We start from the raw sequence: 22,732 nt of genomic DNA on the forward strand, positions 1-22,732 counted from the left end.
CAAGCCTCTCAGCTTATAGCTCTTCGCCAGTCTGCAGATCGACGCAATGCACGAGACCGGACTTGGTGTCGAAGTAGGCGTGGCCCTTGTAAACGAGCGGGCTGGCGTGCTGATAGATAGCCTTCTTCCCGTCCCACACCGGCTCGAGCGAAATCCTATCGCCCTTGACCGTGAGGCGAACGCAGCAGTTCGACTTGACGGACGCGGCGAGGTCTGACTTCATCCGGCTCTCACCAGCCCCGATCACAACGAGGTCGCCGGCCACCGCCGGGGACGAGATGTTATTCCCTACGAAGCCGTCGAGGGTGGCATCTTCCTTCCCAGTCGCCGCGTCATAAACGTCGAGGGAACCGCTGCTGCTGACGAGGACCGCGGACTTGCCGTCGATCTTAGTGACGACCGGCGAAGTCCACGAAGGGCGACTCTTTCGGTCGGCTTTCCACAAGTTCTTGTCAGTTATCTTGTCCAGCGCGACGAGATACGATGGCCCGAGGTCGTCGATCAGGATCACGGCTGCATTGTTCGTTTGTGTGGGCGAACTGCCTACCCCGTGGTTGTTCTTGAACGCACCGTAGTCCTTCCGGGCAGCGGCGTGCGCCACGCCAGCTTCTCGGTCGGCTACCAAATGAGCGGAAGGAATTTGACGATTGACTTTGGCGAATCTAAAGAAACTGCAACCGCGGACTGCTCCTAGGGGCTCAGCAACTCCTAAGCTCGACTGTTATTTCGGTAATTTTCGATAAACCATATATAATAAAGTTATACCCACGAGGTCCTCCCATGAGCAGCCTAGCATGGATACTGATTTACTGCTTTAGCATTTTGCTTTTCTCTCTGCTCGGCGGTTTCTTGCCGTTGCTTCGCCGTCCAACTCATACCCGCTTGCAGATGTATCTCAGCCTATCCGCAGGGCGGCGAAAACGCCATAGGGGATGCCGTTAACAGGAACAAGCGAGACTTCCTGGAAGCTATCTGTGCTATGTCCCGGTTCCATTCCAACTGGAGTTGCGTATTCGAGCTGGATCACCAGTGCGGTTGATGGCACATCCTGCGCCCATCGCTTTCCGGGCTTATAGCCTTCCCTGACGCGATAACGCGGCCTTTTCTCTAAGGGGCAGGAGGAAAACGCCACTCCCAAGGCCATGAAAACGGCCAGCCCAGGAGTGTGATGGTCATGAAGCCAGTTTCGGCTGGAACCTGTTATCGCGGGAAGCCCTTCGCCGAGCCGAGACGCAACTGAAGGATGACTTCGATTGGGTGACTGGAAATAATACGAACGACAGGCACGCTCTTTGGGAAACCCTCGTGCCACCAGGTGGCGGCCCCCCGCACGTTCATAGCCGAGAGGAAGAAGGCATCTATATTTTGGAAGGTGAGATCACATTCACGGTCGATGGCGAAAAAATCGTGGCAAAGGCCGTAGCGTTCGTCAATATGCCTGTTGGAATTCCCCACAGTTTGAAAAACGAAAGCGGCAATCCGGCGAAGATGCTGATTTTCATCGCTCCCGCAGGATTGAAGCAGATGTTTTTTGAGTTCGGCGTGCCGCTTGCCAAAGTCCTCCACGAACTATTCGAGGCGTTCTGTTCCCGTTCCCAAACAGCCTTTTACAATTGGAAGTACGAATCCCGATCTCAAAAAATGCTTTGAATTCAGCTTACTCGACGCCTGAATCGACTCCAAACAATTCCGTTTCAGCACTTACCAAGTTCAAACACTGTTCGTACCTTTCAGAGTCTTGACAGTATAGTACGCTGCGATATAATACGAAACGTACTATGAAAACCGATGATCAATCTTTGCTCGGGCACGCACTCTTGGGGTTGATTCGACTGTGTCAACCCTGCTCGGGTTACGACCTTCGCAGGATGTTTGCCGGCCAGCCTATGGCCACTTTTAGCGATAGTCCGGGTTCGATCTATCCGGCACTGAAAAGGCTTGAGCGGTCATCGTTGGTAAGTTGTACCGTCGACGAAACTTCCCAAGTGCGGAGGCGAAAGCTCTACCGACTCAGCCCCCAGGGCCAGAAGGCGTTGACGCATTGGCTCACCCGCCCCATCACTTCGGATGCTGTCTTTCGATGTATGCCAGAACTGTTTCTACGGTTTGCGTTTCTGGAGGATTGTCTCGGCCCACGCGCTTGCGAGTCCTTTTTGGTATCCTTGGCCGATTACTTGCATCAGCATATTGAAATGCTTCAAGGACACTTGAAATCACACGAATCGGAGATGTCGCGTTCTGCCCGGCTGGCTTTACAGAGTGGAATCATGGGTTACGAGTGCCAGGCTTCATGGGTCAAAATAGCACTAGAAGAATATCGGAAATCGGCCTCGGGCAAGGCATTGGCTAGGTCAGTGAATAAGAGTTAGCAAGAGGATTGACCTCAGACTTCCACATCACAAAGGGGATTGAAATGGGCCGTATCACTTTGACGTTTCTACTCCTGATCGGCGCATGGGCAACCTTGGAAGGTTACTCACAGAAAGCCTGGGCGGATGAAGACACGCGGAACCGGCCGTCTGACGAATTGCCGCAGGCAAATCCCAAAGACGTTGGGTTGTCGGCCGAAAAACTCGAACGTGTAAAAACTCTCGTTCAGGGGGTTGTGGACAAGAAGCAAACCGCAGGTGTAGTCGTTCTCATCGCCCGCCATGGGAAAGTTGCCTATCTGGAGACGTTCGGAAAGATGAACGCCTTAACCGGCCAGGCGATGAGGCCGGACGCCATTTTCCGGATTCACTCCATGAGTAAGCCTATTACCACCGCGGCTGCATTACTGCTGTACGAAGAAGGCAAGTACAAACTCGACGATCCGGTTTCGAAATATCTACCTGAGTTCAAGGGCCTACGAGTTCATACCAGAAATGGGGAAGAGGTTGTCGCAGCTAAACGCGAAATGACAATTCGCGATCTCATGCGGCACACTTCCGGGCTTACTTATGGGATGCCCAACGGTACTGCCGTGGACAAGATGTATATTGCCAAAGGAATTGACGGGCCTAATCTCAGCCTAGCGGAAATGGTAAGCGCCTTAGGCAAACTGCCATTACAGGATCAACCAGGAACCCAGTTCAATTACAGCGTTTCGACCGACGTGCTGGCCCGACTCATCGAAGTTCTCTCGGGGAAACCGATCGATGAATTCCTAAAGGATCGAGTCTGCCGGCCACTCGACATGCGCGACACAGACTTCATCGTCCCAGATGACAAGCTGGCGAGGTTCACGGCTAATCATGGGGCAGGCGATAAGGGTATGCTCAAAGTCATTGACGACCCAGCCACTAGCCGGTACCGGACACGACGGAAGTATCTCTCGGGCGGAGGGGGCTTGGTTTCCACGGCTCGTGACTACGCTCGATTCTGCCAAATGCTGCTGCAGGGAGGAGAGCTTCAAGGCTGTCGGTTGCTTCGTCCGGAGACAGTCAGTGAAATGACGAGCAATCAGCTCCCAATCGAAGCGTTGCCCATGAAGCTCGGTGGTTTCCCCCTGCCGGGTATGGGATTCGGCCTTGGTCTGTCAGTACGCCTGGACGCAAAATCAGTTAAGCCCGACCCGGCCGCAGGAGAGTTCGGTTGGAACGGAGCGGCCAGCACTTACTTTTGGGTCGCGCCCAAGTCAGAGATGGTAGTGATCGTTCTCCAGCAAGTGCAGCCTTACAATTTCACGCTTCAGATGTCCCTAAAATCGGCCATTTATGGGGCGATAGAGAATTGATGCCAAGCAATCTGGGCGGCAGAGAAGCTCACTTTAACACCCCGTATTCGTCCGACGGAAATCGTTAGGAAAGAGAATTACGATTGATCGAAGTCATCGTGGTACTCGGCATCCCGTCTAAAGGAACTGAGAGTGCGGAGTGGGCACTGGTAACGAGTGTCCGGTGGATTACTATTCGTTAGTATCCCACCCGATCTCGATCTTAATCCATCCTCAGGGGCAGACAAGGTAGGACTGTCAGTGGCAGAAATTGAACCAGCCACTATCTGGCTGAAGCGCTGAGTGTGGCGGCAGGCTAAGCTATCGCGGCGTGTAGGATGGACTCGTAAAAATGCCATGCGAAGTAAAAGCACCAATCACTTCTTATCAGGCAGGTTCGGCACGAGCTTCGGGTCATACTTGGCTCCCGGCGCCACCTGGACCATGGTGATTCGCATCTTAGTCGGGAAGAACCTTTCGGGGTCAGTGCGCTTGTGAGCGTGGCCTGCTCCGCCGCTATCATCTTTCATTACCAAGTGCATCTCCTTGATCCCCTCCTCCCACACGATGTTGTCGTTCTGCCAGAATGAGGTCATCTTCACGTCGCTCTCGTATACGCCCTTTTCCTTGTAGACTTGAGTGCTGGTACAGCCGTAACCAGCCTTCAGGCCCTTGTTAGGGATGTAGCACAGCGACCAGGTGGTGAGTGCTCCCCCCTCGGGCTTCTCGAGAACTTCGGCACGGATGTGCACAGTGCCGTTCCGATAGTCCACCGGAGCCGTCCAGTCCTTGGGCCGGTCTGCATTGAGCATCTTGTCTCGGACGTAATAGTGAGACTTGCTCGGCTTTGAGTTGTCCGCGTCCTCCTTGGTGAATGTGAAGGTGGCGTCAAACAGGACGAACTGCTGCGCCTTCACCTCAGGGGCTCCCTTAACTTTTTTAGGTTCTGGTTGTGCCGACTTCAAACTCGAGCCGGCGAGGGCGGCGATCAGTATAGCCATTCGCAACTTAAACATGGAATTCCTCTTTGATTATTCGTTTAATTTCTATTTGTCAGGATTCGGGCAACCAGCATGAGCATTTTATGTAATATCCGAAACGACTACCACTGAAAACGCGTATGCCGATCGAGTCGTGTCAGTATCATTGTAAAAAATGAATTAATAGCAGAATAGTTGAATTGAAGACGCAAATGCCCATTAAATTATAGATCAGGACCGAGAAGAAGAAGTTATCGGAAAGTGACTCAACCTGCTCCGATCACATAGCTCGGGGCAGTCTCTAAAAATTGAAATGTGTGACGCTATCGAGGAGCAGCGAAGTTACCTGCTTTCTCAAGGATTATTGAGTCTCGAACGTCGGCGGGTACTCAAGCCCAGGTAAACTCCTGCAGATTCCTTCTCAATTCCACCCGTTCGCCTTGAAGATGTTCCCTCGAAACTGCTCACGGACTATGTCTTCTAATCCATGGACAACGAGATACACATCCTGGTAATTGCTCAAGAAAAATCCTCTAGTGCTAAAATAGTTTGGTGAGATTAGTGGGGAGGGTGCGCGAGTTCAACAGCGGCAAGGCGTGTGCAAAAGAGCATCATTAAAGGACATATCTCGGACTTGCAGAAGCAGATTTCTCAAAATTCTCAAATTTCGATCAAAGTTTTTCTGGTGAGAATGTAACATGGTCGTTGACTTCTTCCGACTGGCAAAGTGCGCACACTCCCTATGTGCGCAATAAATTGGCTATCTAATTATATGCTCGAGACTTGCAACATATCTACGTGCTATTCGTGTGTCGTACCGACGAGCGCAACGTTCAAAAGAACAACCCAAGACTGGGCGAACTGGGAACCTGATGCCTGCCTTCCAACTGAAATAGCAAGCTACCCAAAGAACGCCAAGAAGCAAGAGACCGGCCGTTGAATCGTCTCAGGATTGACGGTCGAGTGGCCGAGGTATTCCCTACAGGTTTAGTGGAAAGACAGCCCGCTCGGGTCGTCCTATGGTTGATCGGTAGGCTGCTTAGGTTTGACAGACTTCGAAAAAAAATCCTTGATCTCAGAATCGGCTTGACCGAATGCAGCAATCTCGTGCGGGGTTAGCTTCAAATCACCCACGGCTTTATTAAGTTGTTTCACCTGGATATCGCCGTCTAAGCCCGAAACTAGAAAAAGGCCGCCTTTTGTAAAATCGTAGGTTTCGCCATTAATCATAAGTTGGCCATTTTGGGCTTCTTGCATTTCAAGTGAAAATGCAATTTCACGATTCAACTGATTATCCTTCCCACGGTAGACCAATGCTCCCTTCCCGCCGTGGACCATTGCTCCCTTTATCGTATTGGAGCTTGAACTGACGCTGCAAAGCGGAGCATCACTCCAAACCACGACAACGGGGTTTCCGTCCCAAGTGAAGTAGAGGATGCTCGCATTGTCGACGCCAATCCCACTCATGAAGCCCTTCTTCTCGGCGTCTTGTAGAGTCACAATGCCGTTGGCAAACCTTGGCCGTACACTGGACGGGGGCGTTGTGGCATTACAGCCGGCAATTGTAAGTAAAATGTAAAAAACCAGACTTATGAGCCATGCTACTTTCATGATAATTCTCCCTAAGTTTGCTTTGCCCCTTGCCGCCCATCCTATTGATTAAGACGGATGTGGCGAGTTAGTAATTTTGACGGCTCTTTGAGTCCAAATCGGTGCAGGAACTGGCCCGTTTCAGAACACTTGGATTCAGTGAGCTTTGCCTGTTTCGATCACATCGACAAGGTTCATTGATTGGACGCGGCGTGTCGGCCGGAGGTAATTAAGATCCGCGACAACGGTGCCGATCTGGTGTAACTGTGGGTTAGCGGTTCCAGCAGAACGATAACACCCTTTAAACTCTCGGAGCCGCCAAAGTAAATTCCAGCATCTAGTTAGGTTGCAATGGTCAGTAACGCCATGAGGCTCGCCGTCCGTTTTCTTCGATGTGTAAGAGGAACTCGGTGATCGGTTCTCGACCGTCCAGCGGTTGCAGCACATGACCAACCGAAAGTTCATCCCACGCAGTTCCCCAGGCATCAATGTTTTCGTCCGCGTCAAGCAGCTCTCGTTCGTGGTCGAAAAGAGACCGAACCAGCCCGAACTCTGGAGTTGGATCGAACTCGCCCTCCCACCACGGGATATCGCTGCCAGTGCGCGTGAGTGTGCCCAGCAGCACTCCATTTCGTATTACTCGGTAATGTGCCACGAGCGCCTCCGACCAGCCCGTTGCCAATGTTCTCTTGCCTTGGCGGAAACCGATGAACGATAATCTCGCCAAACACAGCGAGTGTCTCGAAATTCAAGAGAAATGCCCAGGCAGGCTGCTAAAATATCGTAACTCGTAAGTATCTGATTACTGACCAGCAAGCGATTATCGAAGATTGAAATCGTTTCACATCGCTAAAATGATATGGCTTCTTGCACCGAAGCGATTAACTAATCGGTGCGTATGGGTTCTTATGTCTAAAAGAAGTTCAGGGTATACGAGTATTGAATGCGCAAGACCGCAAACGCCTCGAAGATCTTCGGTTCGCCACCGAAATAGTCGCCCGTCCCGAAGAGGTTCTACGAGTGTGGGGTGGCCCGCCCCTTTTCGCCAAGTGCTCGTATTGCGGCAAGGATTGCTTCAATCCCGACCTACCACGGGGCAAACACCTTCGAAAAAAGCTTCCTGCTGACCTGTTTTTACGGCGAGAGTTGGTCGCGATTCGGGACCAAGACGGCTAGGTTATTTGTGTAGCATGCGACGACTTTCAATTCGAGTATGCGTAAACATAACCAAAATGCAGATGTCGCGTCGGCCGCACGAAAGGATTGTATCGATGGTACAACGGCGGATGATGTTCCGGGTCGGCAATCACGCCGCGTTCGACCGGTGCCTGGCCCGTGCCTTGGCGGCGCTGGGGCTGGGCTTCGTGGCTGGCAAGGGCCGGCAGTACTGGAAGATGCCTGAACTGTGGGAATGCCCAGTATTCTCGCCCACGCCGGCCGGCTCAGTCGCCGATCAGGTGTTCGAGTGTCTACTTGCTGTCCACCGATTGGCTTCAGGGTGGCAGGTCAAAGGGGTGTTGTCCCCGGACTCGGCGTGCGGGTTCAGTGGCGTGTTCGCGGCGCGCTACGGCGGAGCGTCGACGCGGGTGGTTGGACTGGAGTGGGCGTCGTTCTTGTTGGTCGGAGACGCAGACGTCGCTCAAGGAACTTCCCTTCCTGAGGGTGGAAAATAAATGGGATTAGTCGCCTCCCCGAGACGGTCTCAATACGACCCAAGTATTTGTCGAGCTCGGTTCCTTTCGCATCAAAAGGTTACCGAGGTTATCCAGTCCTAAAAGCATTCGTGCCCAACCACCTTATTCTTGATCGGAGTGGTATCAACGGTTTTTCGGTAAATTATTGTCTAAGCAAGCTATTCCAGAAAGTGGTTTTACATTTGCGCCAAAGTGCTTCGGTTACATCGGCAGGGTTAATCAGCCAATCTAACACGGTGTGCCGGATAGACGCGCGCAAGCTGGGCGATGGAGAGCGATTGGTAGTTGAACCTTAATTGTCGACACATACCTTGACATACCGTTCACCGCCAGAATACTCGGCCGATCAACTGACCCTTGGCCGAACGGATCGTTTGGGGATTGCTTCCATCGCGGTCGGCGACCACTAAGCGTGTTTCGATTTTTTTCAGGTCGCTCTTCTCGATCCCCGTAATGAAAGGGATGCTTGCAATCGTATAGGCAATCCGGCGGCCATCTGGCGACCAGGCACATTCCACCACCTCGGCTGTCTGCGGAATGTTTTTCAATGGGACGAGCACTTTAGGTTTCTCGATCTCGATGATGCATGGCGTTCCCTTGTGAAAGCAGATCAGGCTTTTGCCGTCGGGCGACAATTTTCCCGATTTTGCCCACCCTTCAGGCTCCGCAAGGGCTAGGCGTTCGCTGCCATCGACGTTCATCTGATACATTGCTCTCGGATGCCAAAACTCACCCTCGCCGACCGAGGTCGTCAGGAAGTATTTGCCGTCTGCTGACCAATCCGTGACGAGGTGGGTCTTTAGCAATTCCACCGGCTCTAGTCTCTGGGAGGCGATATCGGCTCGGTAGTGGCGGACACCTTTCATTCCAGGGGCTCCAACATTCAGGAAAAGTTGGTCCGACTTCGGAGACCAGCAGAATGAGAAATGACCGATTTTGTCCGGCAATTCGAAACGGGCCCCGGTACCTTTGCCATCGAGTTGGCGGATACGCAACTCAGTTCCTCCTTTGCGTTTCTCGTCGGCAGTCCACGCCGCTAGCCATTTTCCATCCGGAGACGGAACCGCCGATCCCACCCATAGCCCCGTCAATTCAACGGCAGTCTCGTCCGTTCCATCCTGATTCAGCAGAGAGAACGCATCGCCATGCACGTAGGCTATGTGTCTATCAGCGCCTAGTTGTGACTTGGGAACTGCTGCCGATTTTTCTCCGTCTTGGGGAGTGCCAGAGAGAGCGAGTCCGCAAGCCGTTCCCAATCCAAGCACGGCTGCCATTCCAAAGGCGAGAGCGTAGGCCTTCCATTTTTGCCAGAACATAATGTAGAGAACTCCTTTTGTGATTTGCGAAATAGTTGTCGGAACGGCGACCGCGGAAACGAGTTGCATGGCCGACGTTGCCAAAGTTGCAGGTATCATGGCAGTTGCTGGGTAGCCCAGGACCAATGCCAAACCACCGGCGGGGATAGCGATCAATCGCTCCCGAAGCCGTTGGGCCAGAATTCGGCGGGCCTTCGCTAGACGGCTGGAGAGCGTCCCTTCTGGAATGTCCAGGCGGAAGGCCGCTTCCTTTCGGTTCGTTAAATCGAGTTCACAGAGGACGACTGCAACTCGGAGATATTCGGGCAGCCGGGCGATTTCCTCGTGGAGGATCCGGATCTCTTCGAAGTCCACCCCCACGTCAGTGGACTCAGCCCGATCTGGTACTTGGGGCATGTAGGCCATACGGAATCCTCCTGGCCCCATCGATTTCAGGGATTCCAGCGAACAACGTACAGCGACACCATATAGCCAGCCGCGTAATCCTTTGGGGTCGACAATGGCTGCCCGGCGGGCAAGAACCAGAAAAGCGGCCTGGAAAGCGTCGTCAGCGAGGTGAGAATCTCCCGTGACTCGCCGGCATGTCGCCAGCACCATCGGACCGTGCCGGCCGACTAGAGCTGCGAAGGCATCATCGTTCCGCGACTGAGCAAATTGGCTCAAGAGCCACCGATCTTCGGGAACTTGACTGGATGATCCCAGGAAGGCGGTCCTTCGCACCCATTCGGAAAATCGGGTTTCCAATCTGTTCCGCACGCAGTGCCTCCGGCTCGATAAAAGCGTTTCCATGTATCTTATTGGCCAGAAGTGCGGCCGCGCGTCGTAGAAATCTACTCGGAGTGTGTCTATTCAATCCATTTGGTGGAAACTCGAAATAAATAGGTCGAGGAATTGCCTTCTCGTTTGGAGAAGGGGTAACTCTCGTCGCAGGGAGGCCGTTTCAACGAATCGGATCAGATTGGTTTTGGAAAGAAATAGTACAAAAGAGACTGAAGGATTATCTCATTTCGGTCACAGTGACTATGTTCTTCAACCCAAATTCGCCAGCGGCGTGTCGGACCGAAGTCGATACGGACACGCCGAAAAATCGCCCTCGAGATCCGTACAATTACATCCGACCGGGTCGCCGCCAGTATCTGGAACATCGATTTTATGGTCCGGTTGAGATCAAAGACGTGGAGGAGTCATAAGCCATGACGAAGCGAACGGCCCTAATCCTGGCTCTGGCGATGCTTTCATTTTCATGCCGACGCCCCAACCAGCCGACACCCGCAGTTTCACCACCCGCAGTCGCCCCATCTGACCAAGGTCGGCCCGCTGCTTTACCAACGGCACCTACCGGCGACCTCGAACTGCTGGTCGGCAAATGGAACATAGTACCGGCCGTGGCGGACGGCGAGGGCTATACGGCTTCCTACCGCCGGGCGAAGTTTGAGATCGCGGCCGGGGGCAAGTACATGTTTGCCTTACCCGGGCTCGTCGAAGAGACGGGGACAATTTATAAGCTCGACGGCGATGACCTGATGATTTGCTTGAGCATGCTCGGTAACCGGCGCCCGACCGATTTCGTGACCACGAAGGACTCTTGGCGGGTCCTGATGACCTGTAAGCGGATGAAACTCGCGGACCACCCGAAGGGCGTCACCGCCAAAGCGCCACTACCTCAAACGCTGCCCCGGGATGTACAGCAAGCCTGGGTGGAGGCGGGAGCTGAAGTCGGCTGGATGGGAAAGACGGACGACCATGTGAGCTTGGAGTTTAGGACAACACCGGACGCACTGATCGACCCGGTTCCCGCGTTTCGGTTCAAGACTTGGACAGTGAGGACGGTGGCCAGGCTCCCGGTACCGAAAACGCCATTCGGACTCGACCTTACGGGCACCGAGGCAACCGATGCGGATATGAAGGGGTTGGAGATGCTCGAATCACTGAGTGCACTCGACCTGGCGTTTACCACACTGACAGATGTGGGATTGAAAAATCTATCCGGCCTGAAGTGTTTAACCGTATTAAACCTTTTCGCAACTAAGGTAACGGATGTGGGATTGAAAGAGTTAGCAAGCTTGAACTCCCTGCGTACGTTAGATCTGCGCGTACTTGATATAACTGATGTTGGTCTAAAGGAACTGGCTGGGATGAGATCCCTCCAGTGTCTCGACCTCGCTGATACGAGGGTGACAGACACAGGGGTGAAAGAACTGAAGCAGGCGTTACCCAATTGCTGGATTCGAGACTGAGGAACCCAACCGGACCGGCCGCCATCGTGCCTCCCCCGTCGTGACCGTCGGCTTTTTCTGACTCTTCCCGTCACTAGAAGTGCGAACAAGGTCTTATTGCAAATGCCAACGGCCAACCTATGCTCGCGGCGGGCACACAGACCTGACGAAGTTTTCTATATTGAAACCGCCCTACCCCCGGACAAATCTCTCTCATATCGGGTGATTAATGGATAGCCCTAATTTATGTCCCCGTCAGACGAACGATCGTGAGGCGAATGTCACTGAGGATTTCCTGACCCAGGAGATTCTCTGCACCGTGTCGATTCCGCCGAATGGACACCCGAACAACGACTCCAGCGGATCACTTACCACTTCGCCCAAGGCCTGATTCGGCTCGAACGGCGACCGGCACTCATTCCCCTTCAATTCCTGCAGATTCCTACTCAAATCTACCAGATCGCCTTGAAGAAGTACCCCAAAACTGCTCACTAGCATAGTCCATCAACCCGAAATCCTGGCCATGCCCTCCGCGCCGACGCTTACGTCTCGCGTTATCTGGGGCGAACCCATTCCGAGTGGGAATAATTGCTCGACAGGAGCGCGGATATCTTCAGGGTCGAAATAAGTTGCAGGTAATCCGTCCCGGAGAGTAACATATAAGCAATTTGCCGATTCCTCTTCCTAGTGGCGATCCTTAGAGAAAGATCGGTTATCCGCTCCTCGGAGATGGGATGAAGTCTTCCCTGTTAGCATCGATTCTGATCCTGTCTATCTCCGACACCCCAGCGCAGGGGGCTGGCTTGAAAGCGGTCGCCGTTTCGCCGGACAGGTCATTGGTGGCTGCCGGCGGCACCAATGGGGTCGTGGTCTGGGAGACCAAAACATCCAAGGTTATCGGCAAGTTCTCAACGACCGGAACTGTGCAATGTCTGGGATTCGTTAAAGACTCTCGGACGGTTGTCGTTGGCTTGGACAGTAAAGGGGCCGAGGCTTGGATCCAGAAGGCGGGAGTCTGGATGCGGGCCGCCCACTTTGCTGGGGACGGAACCATATACGCCCTGGCCATTCCACCTAGCGGCAAGGAAGTTGCGATCGCTTCTGACAGCGGCTGGACTTATCTGTATGAGACGGAGAAATGGCACCAGACGGGCGTCTTGTGGGAACGTGCGAACCTCACCAGTGGGATTGCGTTCTCGCCGGACGGATCTGGACTCGCATCGGCCGGGAACTCGTTCAGTATGTGGGACCTTCGAACTGCGTCCGGACTCCGCAAAGCGCGGGCAGATCGCTCTTATGAAGAACTCGAGGCGACCTCGAAAAAATTCTGGACCTGGTCCCGCGCGGTCGGCGAGCCGGAGGTCGACGTCTACTGCTCGGACATTACTTTCTCCCCGGACGGGAAGCGAGTGGCCGGCACGACGGGAGTAGGTCGACACTTCACGGGAGGAAAACGACTCTTTGTCCTCGAGGCCAGTACCGGTCGCGACGTGTGGGTCGGGCGAGGGAACGGGATGCTGACGGTAACCTATGCGGCGGAAGGAACGGCTCTAGTCACGGGATCGGACGATGGCAAACTGCGGGTGTGGCATCCGGAAAACGGCAAAATGCTTCGGGAGTGGCGCGGACACGAGAAGAGCGTGCGGCAGGTGGCGCAACTGGGTGGCAAGCAGTTCGTCTCAGTGGGTGAAGACGGCAAGGTTATCGCCTGGGATGTCGATTCCGGCGAGTTGGTGGCCCGCTTCGTACCGGACAAGTAACCGGCCCCCCGGGCAAACGAATTACTTTTCAAATTCGGTAAAAATCTACTTGTTGAAAGTGGGCCGGGCCGACGGGAATTATTACTGGACGAGCTGATCTCCAAACAGCGAAAGATTTCTGCCGAACCAATTAACTCAAACCACTGGAAGCCAAATCCCCGTCTTTCACCTTTTTAACAACGGCTTCTGCATCTTCCAGCCCTGCCAGTTAATCTCCGGCTCGGTATTTCGGTAGCGGGGTTCGAGCATACCCGACAGGTTCGTTCCGCACTCTCCAAAAAAATCGCGGAAACTTAGCAATGCACAAACCGACGGGTTAACCCAAGAAAAAGACCGATTTGCACAAGATCATTACAAAGCTCGTCTGCGCAAGCTATTTTCGTGCTAGTTCGAGGATTCGACCTTCGGGTAGCTGTCTCGTTTGAATTAAGGAAGGATTTGTTTTAAGCGATTGCACTTCACCTTCCTGGACCAAATGAAATTCTCCCTGTCCCTGGCTGGGAATTTTGCTCATCGCAGTCGGTCTTGTTTCGAACATCGGTTTCAACTTCTTCAAAGCCGTTTGTTCCTTGACTCGGCCGACCAGCCACGCCCGAATCTGATCGCGGCATTTATAATCAAAATCGCCAGGGCTTTGCGATGCTAAAAACAGACCCAATCCAGCTGAACGAGACCGCTTTAGCAGATTCTCGATCGGAGCTTTCGTCGAAGGGGAACTCTTAGCAGGCAGATAACGGTCGGCTTCATCCAGCATCAGTATCGCTTGCAGATTACCTTCGGGGGCGGGATTTTTTCTTATCCATTGTCCAAATCCTATCAGCATTTGGGAAAGCCAAAAGCTTTCAATTTGTTCTCCTCCTAAAAAGTGAGTGCAAATAATACTGAGGCGGGTTTTGCCCGGAACCGAGTGCGGGCCGCGACCCAAAAGAAGATCGATGCTCAGTTCCTCTTCCCCTTGGAATAGGCTTCTGTACTGCAGATCTAAAAGTCCTAAATCGAACGCCAAATTCTTGAAGTGTTTATCGTCGATGCCCTCGGCATGATAGAGAAGGGAATCGTCGCGATCGTCCACGAATCGACGCAAAGAAGAGATCGTGACCGGATTGGTCGAACTCAGAGCTAGCAATTCCATTGCCTTCGCAAGCACGGCCAGTTTGGGATCGACCCCCGCGGTCCTCTTTCCGAGTATGCCGGCAATAGCATCCGCGGTCATTCGGGCCGTCTGTTCTTGCTCATCTTTCGGTAATTGTTTGAGATCTGCAGATAATAATGGAAGCGCGAGATGTCGCCCTGCCGTCGAACCGGGTGTAAATAGGGCAATGTCAATGGCCTGACGAAGATTGCGTCGAGCGGTCGAAAAAGTGTCAGACTCTGTGGATTCCCAGGCGTCGGGATCGGCGTAGCGGGCCAAATCGCCTTTGCGATCGATGAGTACAACCGGAATTCCATTTTGCAGTAGTTGTTCGATGAGTGTAAGGGCAGCCGTTGTCTTTCCGCTTCCCGAGCCTCCCAAAAAAGCCATATGCTGCTTTAAATCTTGGCTTTTAATTGAAATTCCATTTGAACTTCCTCGATTTTGACCCAATGTGAGTGTTTCGTTTCGGACGATCGATGGAACCGAGATCTGCTTGGGAAGATCGACCGCTTGAACTTTTTCAGGAATTGGCAAAGCAACAGTCGGAGGAACGACCTGAGTGGAGGCTTTAAAGAGTGTCTGCAAGCGATCGAGATCGAGGATTTTGCGCGTGGATGGTAGTACGGAGAGAGGTTTGCAATCGGTTTGCCAGGCCGCGAAGCCCGGGCTGTTTTGATGCTCGAGTTGAAAAGTGCGAAAAGCATGAAGAGCGCGCCAATCTCCCGATTCCACTACGACTCGCTTTCCTTTTCCTTTGGGAGCTACGAGTTGAACGATCTGTTGAGTGACTTTATTCTTAATCGAATCCGGAAAATCGGTCGACCGGATCAGAGCCACCGGTAATTCGCCCGCACGTTTTGCAGCTTCTTCAACTTGTTTCCCTAATCCTCCTCCCTGAGCCTTCTTTTCGCAAATGGCTAAGAGCAATTTGTTAACTGAATTGTCTGGGAAATGGATTTCGGTTTCTACGAAGCGGCCCGAAGGCGTTGCTCCGATATGAACGCCCGTGGGCAACTCTTTCGATACGGCTTCTAGCGAAAGCGACATCAGTTCGGCGGCCTCCTCTTCTTCCATTTCTGGCGTGGGATGGGCCGAGAGAAAATCGTTCCATACTTTTTGAAATTGGATCTCACAGGAAGGCGGAGCCGACTTCTGAACCTGGTGGGGTTCAATATCCGTTGCGTTCGAACCTTCGGTGGGATTGATCCAGCGCTCGACCAATTTGCATCGCTCTTGGTGATCGCGAAACCAGTTGAGAATGGTTCGAGTGTTCTTTCCGGAGAGAAATTGCAAGTCCGAGGAGCGAAAGGGGTAAAGAACATAGTTCCCTTCGAAGGAGACATCTAAATTTGCGTAAAGGAATTCCAAACGTTTGGCGAGTAAGGCCTCAATCTCATCTGCATCTCGGTTCTCTTTGATGAAAATGGGTTTTGGGTCCTGCTCCAACCGGTCGCGTTTAGAGCGAGTGAGCTTTTGCTGCATCGCGCTAAAATAACTTTCCAGACAGGCGACGACGACGACAGCATTGGGAATGCCTTCGGAGATATTCACTAAGGCATCGACGGCTTTACGGAATAGCCAGCCCGATTCCCGTTCTTCGAACTCCAGATCGAAAGTCTCTTCGATCTGGTCGGCAAGTATGACAAGGGGAGCCTGCTGCGCGGCGGCCATGACGCGAGCTAGACCGCAAATAGTGCGGAAAGCGGAATCCTCGGCAGTCTGCGGCCCCAATCCACCGAGTAGTTCCCTATCGGCAGGAGCGAGTTCCTCGCAGCGCAACCATCGGATAACACGTGATTTTAGACGGGCATCGTTAGGAAGCAGGAAGAGCAAAGCACGCAATAAATCGAGATCGCAATCGGCATATCGCTTATCCTGGATAGCGAAATCGGCATATCGGAAGACTCGATCGGCCGTCTCACGAGCATCGGCCAATTCTTCTCGGAAATCTTTTTTTTCTTCGGCAGGCACAACATCGAGTGAATCAAGCAGCGCTTGCGCCAATCGGGTTAAGCCCGGCGTCGAAGAAACTTCCGTGAGGTAAGGTTGATTGAGGCCATCGATCAAATTACCCAAAAGATAGCGAGTATAATTTTCGGTCTTGGACGACATTTGGGCATAACTGCAATAGCCGCCTCGTTGGTGAGCATAATGTCGGAAGGCCCGCATGAGGTGGGTTTTACCGCTGCCCGCTGAACCGAGGAGTAATAAAGATTTTCCACCGTTCGAATCCGCCGCCTCGTGCAATAACTTCGCGAAACGCTCTCGGGCGTCGGAATGGATCTCTTCCACGTCTAGAGGATCCGGCTTCCAAATATTCTGCGGATGCACGATCGAGCCGAATACTTCTACGGAATCGAAAGACAGGTAGGCGTCGAGACGCTTATTGGTCGACTTCGCGCTTGTTGGGGCAATGGCGGTCATCTGAGGTCCTCGCTCAATCGATGCGAATGAAGTTGAATATGGACTGACAGTCTTCGATCTCGGATTCACGAACGTCTTCGGGGTTCATGGCTTGCACGAGATCGGCTCGCACCAAATCTAGGTAACGAGCCGCGTTTGCTTCAACCAGCTTCGCTTTGAAAGAAGTCAGATCGAATCCTTGAAAGCGGGGTTCATTTTTGAGCGAGTGCCAAACGTGATTGATGAAAACGGTGCGATCTCCGAAGCGACCACTCGGACAGTGCCGGGCCGCTGCTTTCACAGTATCGGCAAACTCTTTGAGATCAAAATCCGACTCCTCGGTCATGCGATGGTCGAGCTTATTCGAAGAAAGAATTGCGTTTGACTCGACTGCATTCTCCAGATTCATGTCGGAATTCAGCCAGTCTGCAATCAACTTCTGACGCAATCCTTTTGCTCCTCCTTGCTTTAACTTCAGCATTATCCTGGGAAGCTGTTTCTTGAGAATATCGCTGGAAAGGAGTTCGTCACTTTGAATTTGCCGGCAGAGCACTCGGCGGATCAAGCGCCGGGCGTCGGTCTCTTCGGGGAATCCCAGTTCCTTCGCAACTATCGCCACGAGCAGATCGGAGAGACTTGCATTCGAGGAGATGGGAAGCCCTAATTGCGTCTTGAGCATCCGAGATGCCAGTTGATCTTGCGTCAGGCTTTTAGGATTCTCTTTCGGATTCATCCCTGAAGCCCGATAGGTGAGATAGCGCGACTCAATGATCCTCCAGGTGCTGCGCGGCGGTAATTCGGACAGTGCGAGACAATCCAAGGCTCGCTTTCGGCCCCTCTCCGTTAGCCGTAACGCTTTGGGTTCCAGCAACCCATCGGTACGAGTAATTGACAGCAAAATGTTCCATTGTTCAGTCGACAGCGATTCTTTGAGATATTGGTTCAGACACTTCCTAACCGCTTGTGCAGCGGGGGGTCCCTTCGACGAGGCTAATATCCGTAGCAAGAGGAGATCGGTTAAACGAGTCGAAATAACTTCGGCAGGGGCGGTTAAGGGCTGGCTCATAGGACATGAACTCCATTAGGATACGGCCGCATTTTTACGAAAAGCGACAGCGGACATAATCGTGTCCAGTATGACCTCCATGTCGGGTAATATATCCTCGGCCAAGAATCGAAGGACTAAATATCCGTTTCGTTGATACTCCCAATCCTTGCGGCGATCCCTTCGATAGGCCTTTTCATCGCTGAGATGAAAATATAGTCCATCGATTTCAATTGCCAACCGCAATTTAGGACTAACCAAGTCTCCTTCCGCCCATTGCGTACCGTGACGAAACTCCAAACGTTGATTTAGGTAAAAGAATCCAACTGTTTCGGGATGCGATTCGAGGAGATCGAACAGGAATCTCTCGGCTCGGCTACGGGCGCGGTCTTCCTCGATCGCGTTCCCAGGGGGTGAATCCGAGTTGGCAATGTCTTCAATCTCTTCGAGCACCGTTTCAGTTACGCCCAGTTCGATTAAACGGTCGACGCTTTTCGAGGCAAGGCATTTATTCGCAGTGGTAGAAAGCCGCTGCTGGATCTGTTGTGCATCAATCGAAGCAATATCCACTCGGCCCTCGCGGACCATTGTGGCTGTCTGGGAATTACCGGCAGCCTGCAAAAAAGAATCGATGTCTTTCTCGACTCCGAAAATAGCTAAATGCAATTTTGGAATGGTTTTGCAAAGAATCGTCAGCAGTTCAACCGCAGTTCTAAATGGAATTTTCGGTTCTCTATTCACAATTGCCAATGTTGGTAAACCGACACCCACGATTTCACTGAAACCCTTCATGATCGTCACCCAGGATGCGGAATCGTCAGAGAAAACCTCAGTTTGCAAATCTGCAAATATCCGATCGGGTTCAACGGGCAAGGATTTGACCGCTCGCAAGAACAGCCAGTGGCAAATGGCAAACATCGGTTTTGAGTGGTCTCTTTGGTCGAGTCTGCACCAGGTTTGATCGAACTCGTAAACGGTCATTCTTTTGAGCCGATCAAGAAAATCGAGAATAGTATTGGGTTCGCTGAGATTGAAGGCAAAACGTGCGGCTTGAGTGTTCAGGTCGAAAGAGGCCCCCAATAACCTCGTCCAATCCCGGGCAATTGCCTCTTTTGTAATAGAAGTGGGAATTGAAACTTTTAAGCCATTTTGACTGGCCCAAGCGCACCAGTTATTCATGCTTGGACCGAGTGGTCCGACAATCGTGGTCAGAGTCGGAATCGACTCCAAACGTCGATTTCGGTGGACATCGAAAATGCGATGGTCCGCTTTCATAATTTCAGTATGTATTAAGATTTTGGAGAAGATCAACGCTCTTCTCCATTTGTAGCCGAGGCTTTTCGACCGGCGTTTACACTTCAAGAAATGGTTTGTAAGCCGCTCGATTGCCCGCCAATTCCTGCGGAAGCATCCGCCCGAAACCAAACCGGGCCTAACAATTGTCCTTCCCCAGGCATTCTCCAAAACCTGGTAGCAAAGCCGATTTTCGCAGAGGGTATAGGACTTTCATTTCTATGAAAAATGGGGTGATTTTCCTTATCTGAAGGTTAATCATCATAAACCACAAAGCTCTGAAAAGGCTATACTTACCCACATACGTGGCTTAGGTCGTGGTTCCGTGTTCATTCCGGGCGATTTTCTGGACCTGGGGAAGCCGCAGGGAGACGATTTTGCCTTGCATCGGTTGGTTAAGCAACGGGGATTGCGGCGACTAGCCCGGGGCTAGTATGACTTTCCGAAGTCGCATCCGCAACTCGGAGTACTCTCTCCTTCAGCAACTAAGATTGCCAAGACCCTCGCGGGCCGAGACTGTGCCGCATTCAGCCTTCCGCGGCCGATGCGGCGAATCGGCCGCCTCTCGCCTCACTCATGCTGCCGCTTCCTCCGCTGGGGATTCAACGCAAGATCGGCTCGATTCTCACGGGCTTCGAGGATCTGATCGAGAATAATAACGAGCGCATCCGGATTTTGGAATCGCTGGCCCAATCGATTTACCGTAAGTGGTTTGTGGATTTTCGCTTCCCTCGTCGTGGGAAACTTATTTGGGTGGAATCGCCACTGGGGAAGATTCCTAAAGGCTGGAGAGTTGATCCAATTTCAAACCGGTTCAACGATCAAACCCGATCCCAAAGGAGCGTATGCTCTCTACGGATCGAACGGCATTATCGGAAAGAGCTCGGGCTTTCAATTCGAACGGGGAATAATCATCGGCCGGGTCGGGAATTATTGCGGTTCGGTTCAGTACTCCCATTCCACCTTCAGTGCTTCGGGAAATACCATTATAGCGCTACCTCTGGAAGGAAACGAGGAGCTAATTCCTTACCTCTATTACACTTTAAAGCACCTTTCGCTCGGCCAATTTGCGAGCGGATCGGCCCAGCCCCAGATTACGCAAAGCGTTTTGAAAACCCAGCCGGTCTTGATCCCTCCGGTATCTTTTCTGAAAATATTCTGTTCAGTAACATTCGAATTGCTGCGTCAAATTGATCACCTGAAGAAAGAAAACGAGAACCTTCACAAAACCCGCGAACTGCTCTTGCCGGGACTGATCTCCGGCCGACTCGACCTGGAAAGAGTTTGAACGGAATGCCGGCTCAAGAAAGAGTTGGGAATAAAAGATTGGCCGAACTTGTTAGAATCCCTTCTCCCAGACTTCACCGAATCGAAAGTCGAATCGTTCAACTGCTGCTCTCCGTTGTTCGGCGAGGGCAACTAATTTGAAGATGGCTTCATCCACACAAAAAGTATCTCAACCATTGCAGGCCCCAATTAAGAAATTTATCTGAAATGAACAGTAGCGTTTTCTGGATGATGGAGGAGCATCGGACGGTGCGTGAACGGTTGGAGATCGTTACAACTGAATTACGAATTTTACTACCCTCATCCGCTCGAAAATTTGGCTGTCCGAAGCCTGAAAAAGTGGCCGATCAGGAGTACTTTCGAGGGTTGCAACCGGACACGACTAGCGCGGGAGAGACGCTAATTCTCAATTTCTAAAAGTTAAATTTTTGAGATCCTAGCAGGCGAAGAAGAAGCGTCAATTTTTTCGTCACTGAGAAGGCAATGCCAACTCCCAGCATTCCCAGGACGATCAGACAAGTGACTAATAATCGGAACGATAGCGTCATTTCTCCAGTAATAACAACTAGCAACACGGCCCCCACCAGGGGTATGACGGCAGCAAGACTTTGAAAAACCGCTAACCAACGACTCGCCCCCACCATTTCTGCCGCGAGGGTAGTCGGGGTTCGCGTATCGGCATTGGTAAGTCGCGGATAAAAAACTCTCAGGACGACAAATTGAATTCCAAAATGCGAATAGATTACGGCGATTAATCCCGACAGCGTGAAGGATACAAGAAAGTGAAAGTAGACCTCTCCAGAAACTCCACCTGCGATAACATCGATAAAAATTGGAAAGACAAGGCCACCAGGTAGCCAGCCAGCCAAGGCCAGAATGATCCCCCAAGTGCCCAATTTCAACACTCTAAAGCGCAATAGGTCGACCTCGGAACCGTCCATAATCGCCGATTCGGACAGACGGCGCCAACCGCGCACTATCGGACGGAGTAGCCGAAACATAATGAATAAGCAAATGGGATAGACGAACAGATTATAGCCCAGAACGATCTTTTCAAAGGCTCGATGTTGAGGAGGATCCAATCGTACTTCGATGGTGTTGTAAGCAATATTAACAAATGACCCTATCATCTGCGGTAACAAGGTTAATAGGAAGAGAGCCAAAAACGGATTGCGTTCTACCCAGGCTGTCAGCAATCCTTCCGACGGAAGCCGTTCTTCAATAGCCAGCGCGTCGGATGCGTTCGCCAAGGCTCCAGCCAATTCACCCGCAGTTTGATAACGTTGAGTGGGTTCAGGATCCAAGCAGCGTCGGAGTATACGTTCAACTACCGGAGGCAACTCCTGTACTACCCAACAACTGGAAACTGAAAATGACTTTTGATTTTGGAGGAGCTGGAGTTTGTCTGTCCTCGGATCACCAGTAGCAGGTTTATCGAATGGCATCCGACCAGTTAATAACTCATATAAAACGACACCAAGCGAATAAAGATCACTTCGCTCATCGACCACTCCGAAACCCGGTTCTTTTAGATAGGCCCCCAGATGCTCCGGCGCCATATAGCCAATAGTGCCTCCGAGGTGGTTTCGGGCTCGAACATCTTGGGTATCGATGGCGATATTGAAATCGGCCAAGAGTGGCCTGCCGTACGGATTGATTAAGATGTTAGCCGGTTTGATATCGCAGTGAAGAACACCGCGACGATGCGCGAATTCCAGTGCTTCTGCCATTTGCACGCTGATCCGGCATATTGCCGCGGCAAAACGATAAGTGGCCAGAATCTCACGATTTCGAATCCCAGCCAGATCAAAGGGAATTTCCTCATTCGAATCAATTGTTATCGATTCTAAAATCTCAATTCCTTGAACTGGACGTCGATTATTCTTGTGAAGGTGCTCGATCACATGAGCCAGAGTGACTCCAGGAACATACTGCAAGCAGAGACAATGCTTCCCGGATTCAACATTGATGAATTGTCCGTAAACCTGAACGATGTTTTGGTGTTCTAATTCTGCTAAGGCCTGGCCTTCGCCGAGTCCTAGAGTTTCGGAGACTTTCAAGGCCACCCTTCGATCCAGCGTAACGTCGTGAGCGAGATAGACCGTTGCAAATCCCCCCCTGCCGAGTTCTCGAAGGATTACGAAATCGTTGAATCGTTCTCCGGGTCGAAAGCGCTGACTGGAGCAGGAAATCGATACTTGCTCAACCTTTGTGGGTGCATTCAGAGTGCTCGCTGCTAAGTCGCTCCTCGAGATGGCGAAGATATCGGACTGTTCCTTTTTTTTCTGAGCTTCGGACATTTATAAACAAGCCCCCCAT

The 22,732-nt window shown here is 52.1% G+C and carries 18 protein-coding genes; 8 read left to right on the forward strand and 10 right to left on the reverse strand.

What is annotated here, in order from left to right:
- Positions 1-13 precede the first annotated feature (13 nt).
- Together KIH39_RS26580 and KIH39_RS08790 are read right to left on the reverse strand one after the other, a co-directional pair.
- Positions 14-601, reverse strand: a complete 588-nt coding sequence (locus tag KIH39_RS26580) for an outer membrane protein assembly factor BamB family protein (protein WP_246539616.1) — start codon at positions 599-601, stop codon at positions 14-16.
- A 294-nt stretch (positions 602-895) separates the two neighbouring features.
- Complete coding sequence (locus tag KIH39_RS08790; RefSeq protein WP_213498961.1) at positions 896-1,312, reverse strand: hypothetical protein; 417 nt, start codon at positions 1,310-1,312, stop codon at positions 896-898.
- Between KIH39_RS08790 and KIH39_RS08795 the strand changes: the two genes are divergently transcribed.
- From KIH39_RS08795 to KIH39_RS08805, 3 genes are all read left to right on the forward strand, one after another.
- Positions 1,306-1,650, forward strand: a complete 345-nt coding sequence (locus KIH39_RS08795) for a cupin domain-containing protein (RefSeq protein ID WP_213498962.1) — start codon at positions 1,306-1,308, stop codon at positions 1,648-1,650. The two genes, KIH39_RS08790 and KIH39_RS08795, sit on opposite strands and share 7 nt — an antisense overlap.
- A 128-nt stretch (positions 1,651-1,778) precedes the next feature.
- The gene (locus KIH39_RS08800) at positions 1,779-2,369 is read left to right on the forward strand and encodes a PadR family transcriptional regulator (RefSeq protein ID WP_213498963.1); all 591 of its coding nucleotides are present in this window, start codon (positions 1,779-1,781) and stop codon (positions 2,367-2,369) included.
- Between the two features lie 44 nt (positions 2,370-2,413).
- Entirely contained in the window at positions 2,414-3,715 is a 1,302-nt protein-coding gene (locus tag KIH39_RS08805; RefSeq protein WP_213498964.1) for a serine hydrolase domain-containing protein, read from the forward strand.
- 356 nt (positions 3,716-4,071) lie between these two features.
- On the opposite strand, the gene KIH39_RS08810 is transcribed toward KIH39_RS08805, so the two are convergent.
- The 3 genes from KIH39_RS08810 to KIH39_RS08820 all read right to left on the reverse strand — a co-directional run bounded on the left by KIH39_RS08810 (position 4,072) and on the right by KIH39_RS08820 (position 6,919).
- Positions 4,072-4,710: a hypothetical protein gene (locus KIH39_RS08810; protein WP_213498965.1), complete on the reverse strand. Its 639-nt coding sequence runs from the start codon at positions 4,708-4,710 to the stop codon at positions 4,072-4,074.
- Between the two features lie 981 nt (positions 4,711-5,691).
- Positions 5,692-6,285 carry a hypothetical protein gene (locus KIH39_RS08815; protein WP_213498966.1) on the reverse strand — a complete coding sequence of 198 codons (594 nt, stop codon included), beginning with the start codon at positions 6,283-6,285 and terminating at the stop codon, positions 5,692-5,694.
- A gap of 334 nt (positions 6,286-6,619) precedes the next feature.
- Positions 6,620-6,919 (reverse strand): hypothetical protein, encoded by a 300-nt coding sequence (locus KIH39_RS08820; RefSeq protein WP_213498967.1) that lies wholly within the window; start codon positions 6,917-6,919, stop codon positions 6,620-6,622.
- Positions 6,920-7,535: 616 nt separating this feature from the next.
- Here KIH39_RS08820 and KIH39_RS08825 point away from each other — a divergent pair.
- A complete protein-coding gene (locus tag KIH39_RS08825; RefSeq protein ID WP_213498968.1) occupies positions 7,536-7,937 on the forward strand; it encodes a hypothetical protein in 402 nt (133 codons plus the stop codon).
- Positions 7,938-8,281: 344 nt separating this feature from the next.
- On the opposite strand, the gene KIH39_RS08830 is transcribed toward KIH39_RS08825, so the two are convergent.
- Positions 8,282-10,030 carry a sigma-70 family RNA polymerase sigma factor gene (locus KIH39_RS08830; RefSeq protein ID WP_213498969.1) on the reverse strand — a complete coding sequence of 583 codons (1,749 nt, stop codon included), beginning with the start codon at positions 10,028-10,030 and terminating at the stop codon, positions 8,282-8,284.
- 437 nt (positions 10,031-10,467) lie between these two features.
- Here KIH39_RS08830 and KIH39_RS26585 point away from each other — a divergent pair, with 437 nt between their 5' ends.
- The 3 genes from KIH39_RS26585 (at position 10,468) to KIH39_RS08845 (ending at position 13,250) form a co-directional block, all read left to right on the forward strand.
- A complete protein-coding gene (locus KIH39_RS26585) occupies positions 10,468-11,511 on the forward strand; it encodes a leucine-rich repeat domain-containing protein (RefSeq protein ID WP_246539618.1) in 1,044 nt (347 codons plus the stop codon).
- A gap of 208 nt (positions 11,512-11,719) precedes the next feature.
- Positions 11,720-11,881, forward strand: coding sequence for a hypothetical protein (locus KIH39_RS08840; RefSeq protein ID WP_213498970.1), 162 nt, complete (start codon positions 11,720-11,722; stop codon positions 11,879-11,881).
- Positions 11,882-12,224: 343 nt separating this feature from the next.
- The gene (locus tag KIH39_RS08845; RefSeq protein ID WP_213498971.1) at positions 12,225-13,250 is read left to right on the forward strand and encodes a WD40 repeat domain-containing protein; all 1,026 of its coding nucleotides are present in this window, start codon (positions 12,225-12,227) and stop codon (positions 13,248-13,250) included.
- Between the two features lie 373 nt (positions 13,251-13,623).
- On the opposite strand, the gene KIH39_RS08850 is transcribed toward KIH39_RS08845, so the two are convergent.
- The 3 genes from KIH39_RS08850 to KIH39_RS08860 are packed head-to-tail and all read right to left on the reverse strand — an operon-like array spanning position 13,624 to position 18,625.
- A complete protein-coding gene (locus KIH39_RS08850) occupies positions 13,624-16,809 on the reverse strand; it encodes a BREX system ATP-binding domain-containing protein (RefSeq protein WP_213498972.1) in 3,186 nt (1,061 codons plus the stop codon).
- Between the two features lie 13 nt (positions 16,810-16,822).
- Positions 16,823-17,854, reverse strand: a complete 1,032-nt coding sequence (locus KIH39_RS08855) for a hypothetical protein (RefSeq protein WP_213498973.1) — start codon at positions 17,852-17,854, stop codon at positions 16,823-16,825.
- 15 nt (positions 17,855-17,869) lie between these two features.
- The gene (locus KIH39_RS08860) at positions 17,870-18,625 is read right to left on the reverse strand and encodes an endonuclease domain-containing protein (protein ID WP_246539691.1); all 756 of its coding nucleotides are present in this window, start codon (positions 18,623-18,625) and stop codon (positions 17,870-17,872) included.
- Between the two features lie 1,294 nt (positions 18,626-19,919).
- On the opposite strand from KIH39_RS08860, the gene KIH39_RS08865 reads away from it, so the two are divergent.
- Entirely contained in the window at positions 19,920-20,414 is a 495-nt protein-coding gene (locus KIH39_RS08865) for a restriction endonuclease subunit S (protein WP_213498975.1), read from the forward strand.
- A gap of 412 nt (positions 20,415-20,826) precedes the next feature.
- Here the strand turns inward: KIH39_RS08865 and KIH39_RS08870 are convergent, their stop codons facing one another.
- Positions 20,827-22,713, reverse strand: a complete 1,887-nt coding sequence (locus KIH39_RS08870) for a serine/threonine protein kinase (protein WP_213498976.1) — start codon at positions 22,711-22,713, stop codon at positions 20,827-20,829.
- Positions 22,714-22,732: the final 19 nt, after the last annotated feature.

Source organism: Telmatocola sphagniphila (assembly GCF_018398935.1).
GTDB lineage: Bacteria > Planctomycetota > Planctomycetia > Gemmatales > Gemmataceae > Telmatocola > Telmatocola sphagniphila.

What these genes read in the sequence shown, in the direction of transcription:
- KIH39_RS08800 (WP_213498963.1), top strand. Translation starts at nt 1,779, where the DNA reads ATGAAAACCGATGATCAATCTTTGCTCGGGCACGCACTCTTGGGGTTG.
- KIH39_RS08805 (WP_213498964.1), top strand. Translation starts at nt 2,414, where the DNA reads ATGGGCCGTATCACTTTGACGTTTCTACTCCTGATCGGCGCATGGGCA.
- KIH39_RS08810 (WP_213498965.1), bottom strand. Translation starts at nt 4,710, where the DNA reads ATGTTTAAGTTGCGAATGGCTATACTGATCGCCGCCCTCGCCGGCTCG.
- KIH39_RS08815 (WP_213498966.1), bottom strand. Translation starts at nt 6,285, where the DNA reads ATGAAAGTAGCATGGCTCATAAGTCTGGTTTTTTACATTTTACTTACA.
- KIH39_RS08825 (WP_213498968.1), top strand. Translation starts at nt 7,536, where the DNA reads ATGGTACAACGGCGGATGATGTTCCGGGTCGGCAATCACGCCGCGTTC.
- KIH39_RS26585 (WP_246539618.1), top strand. Translation starts at nt 10,468, where the DNA reads ATGACGAAGCGAACGGCCCTAATCCTGGCTCTGGCGATGCTTTCATTT.
- KIH39_RS08840 (WP_213498970.1), top strand. Translation starts at nt 11,720, where the DNA reads ATGGATAGCCCTAATTTATGTCCCCGTCAGACGAACGATCGTGAGGCG.
- KIH39_RS08845 (WP_213498971.1), top strand. Translation starts at nt 12,225, where the DNA reads ATGAAGTCTTCCCTGTTAGCATCGATTCTGATCCTGTCTATCTCCGAC.
- KIH39_RS08850 (WP_213498972.1), bottom strand. Translation starts at nt 16,809, where the DNA reads ATGACCGCCATTGCCCCAACAAGCGCGAAGTCGACCAATAAGCGTCTC.
- KIH39_RS08855 (WP_213498973.1), bottom strand. Translation starts at nt 17,854, where the DNA reads ATGAGCCAGCCCTTAACCGCCCCTGCCGAAGTTATTTCGACTCGTTTA.
- KIH39_RS08860 (WP_246539691.1), bottom strand. Translation starts at nt 18,625, where the DNA reads ATGAAGGGTTTCAGTGAAATCGTGGGTGTCGGTTTACCAACATTGGCA.
- KIH39_RS08870 (WP_213498976.1), bottom strand. Translation starts at nt 22,713, where the DNA reads ATGTCCGAAGCTCAGAAAAAAAAGGAACAGTCCGATATCTTCGCCATC.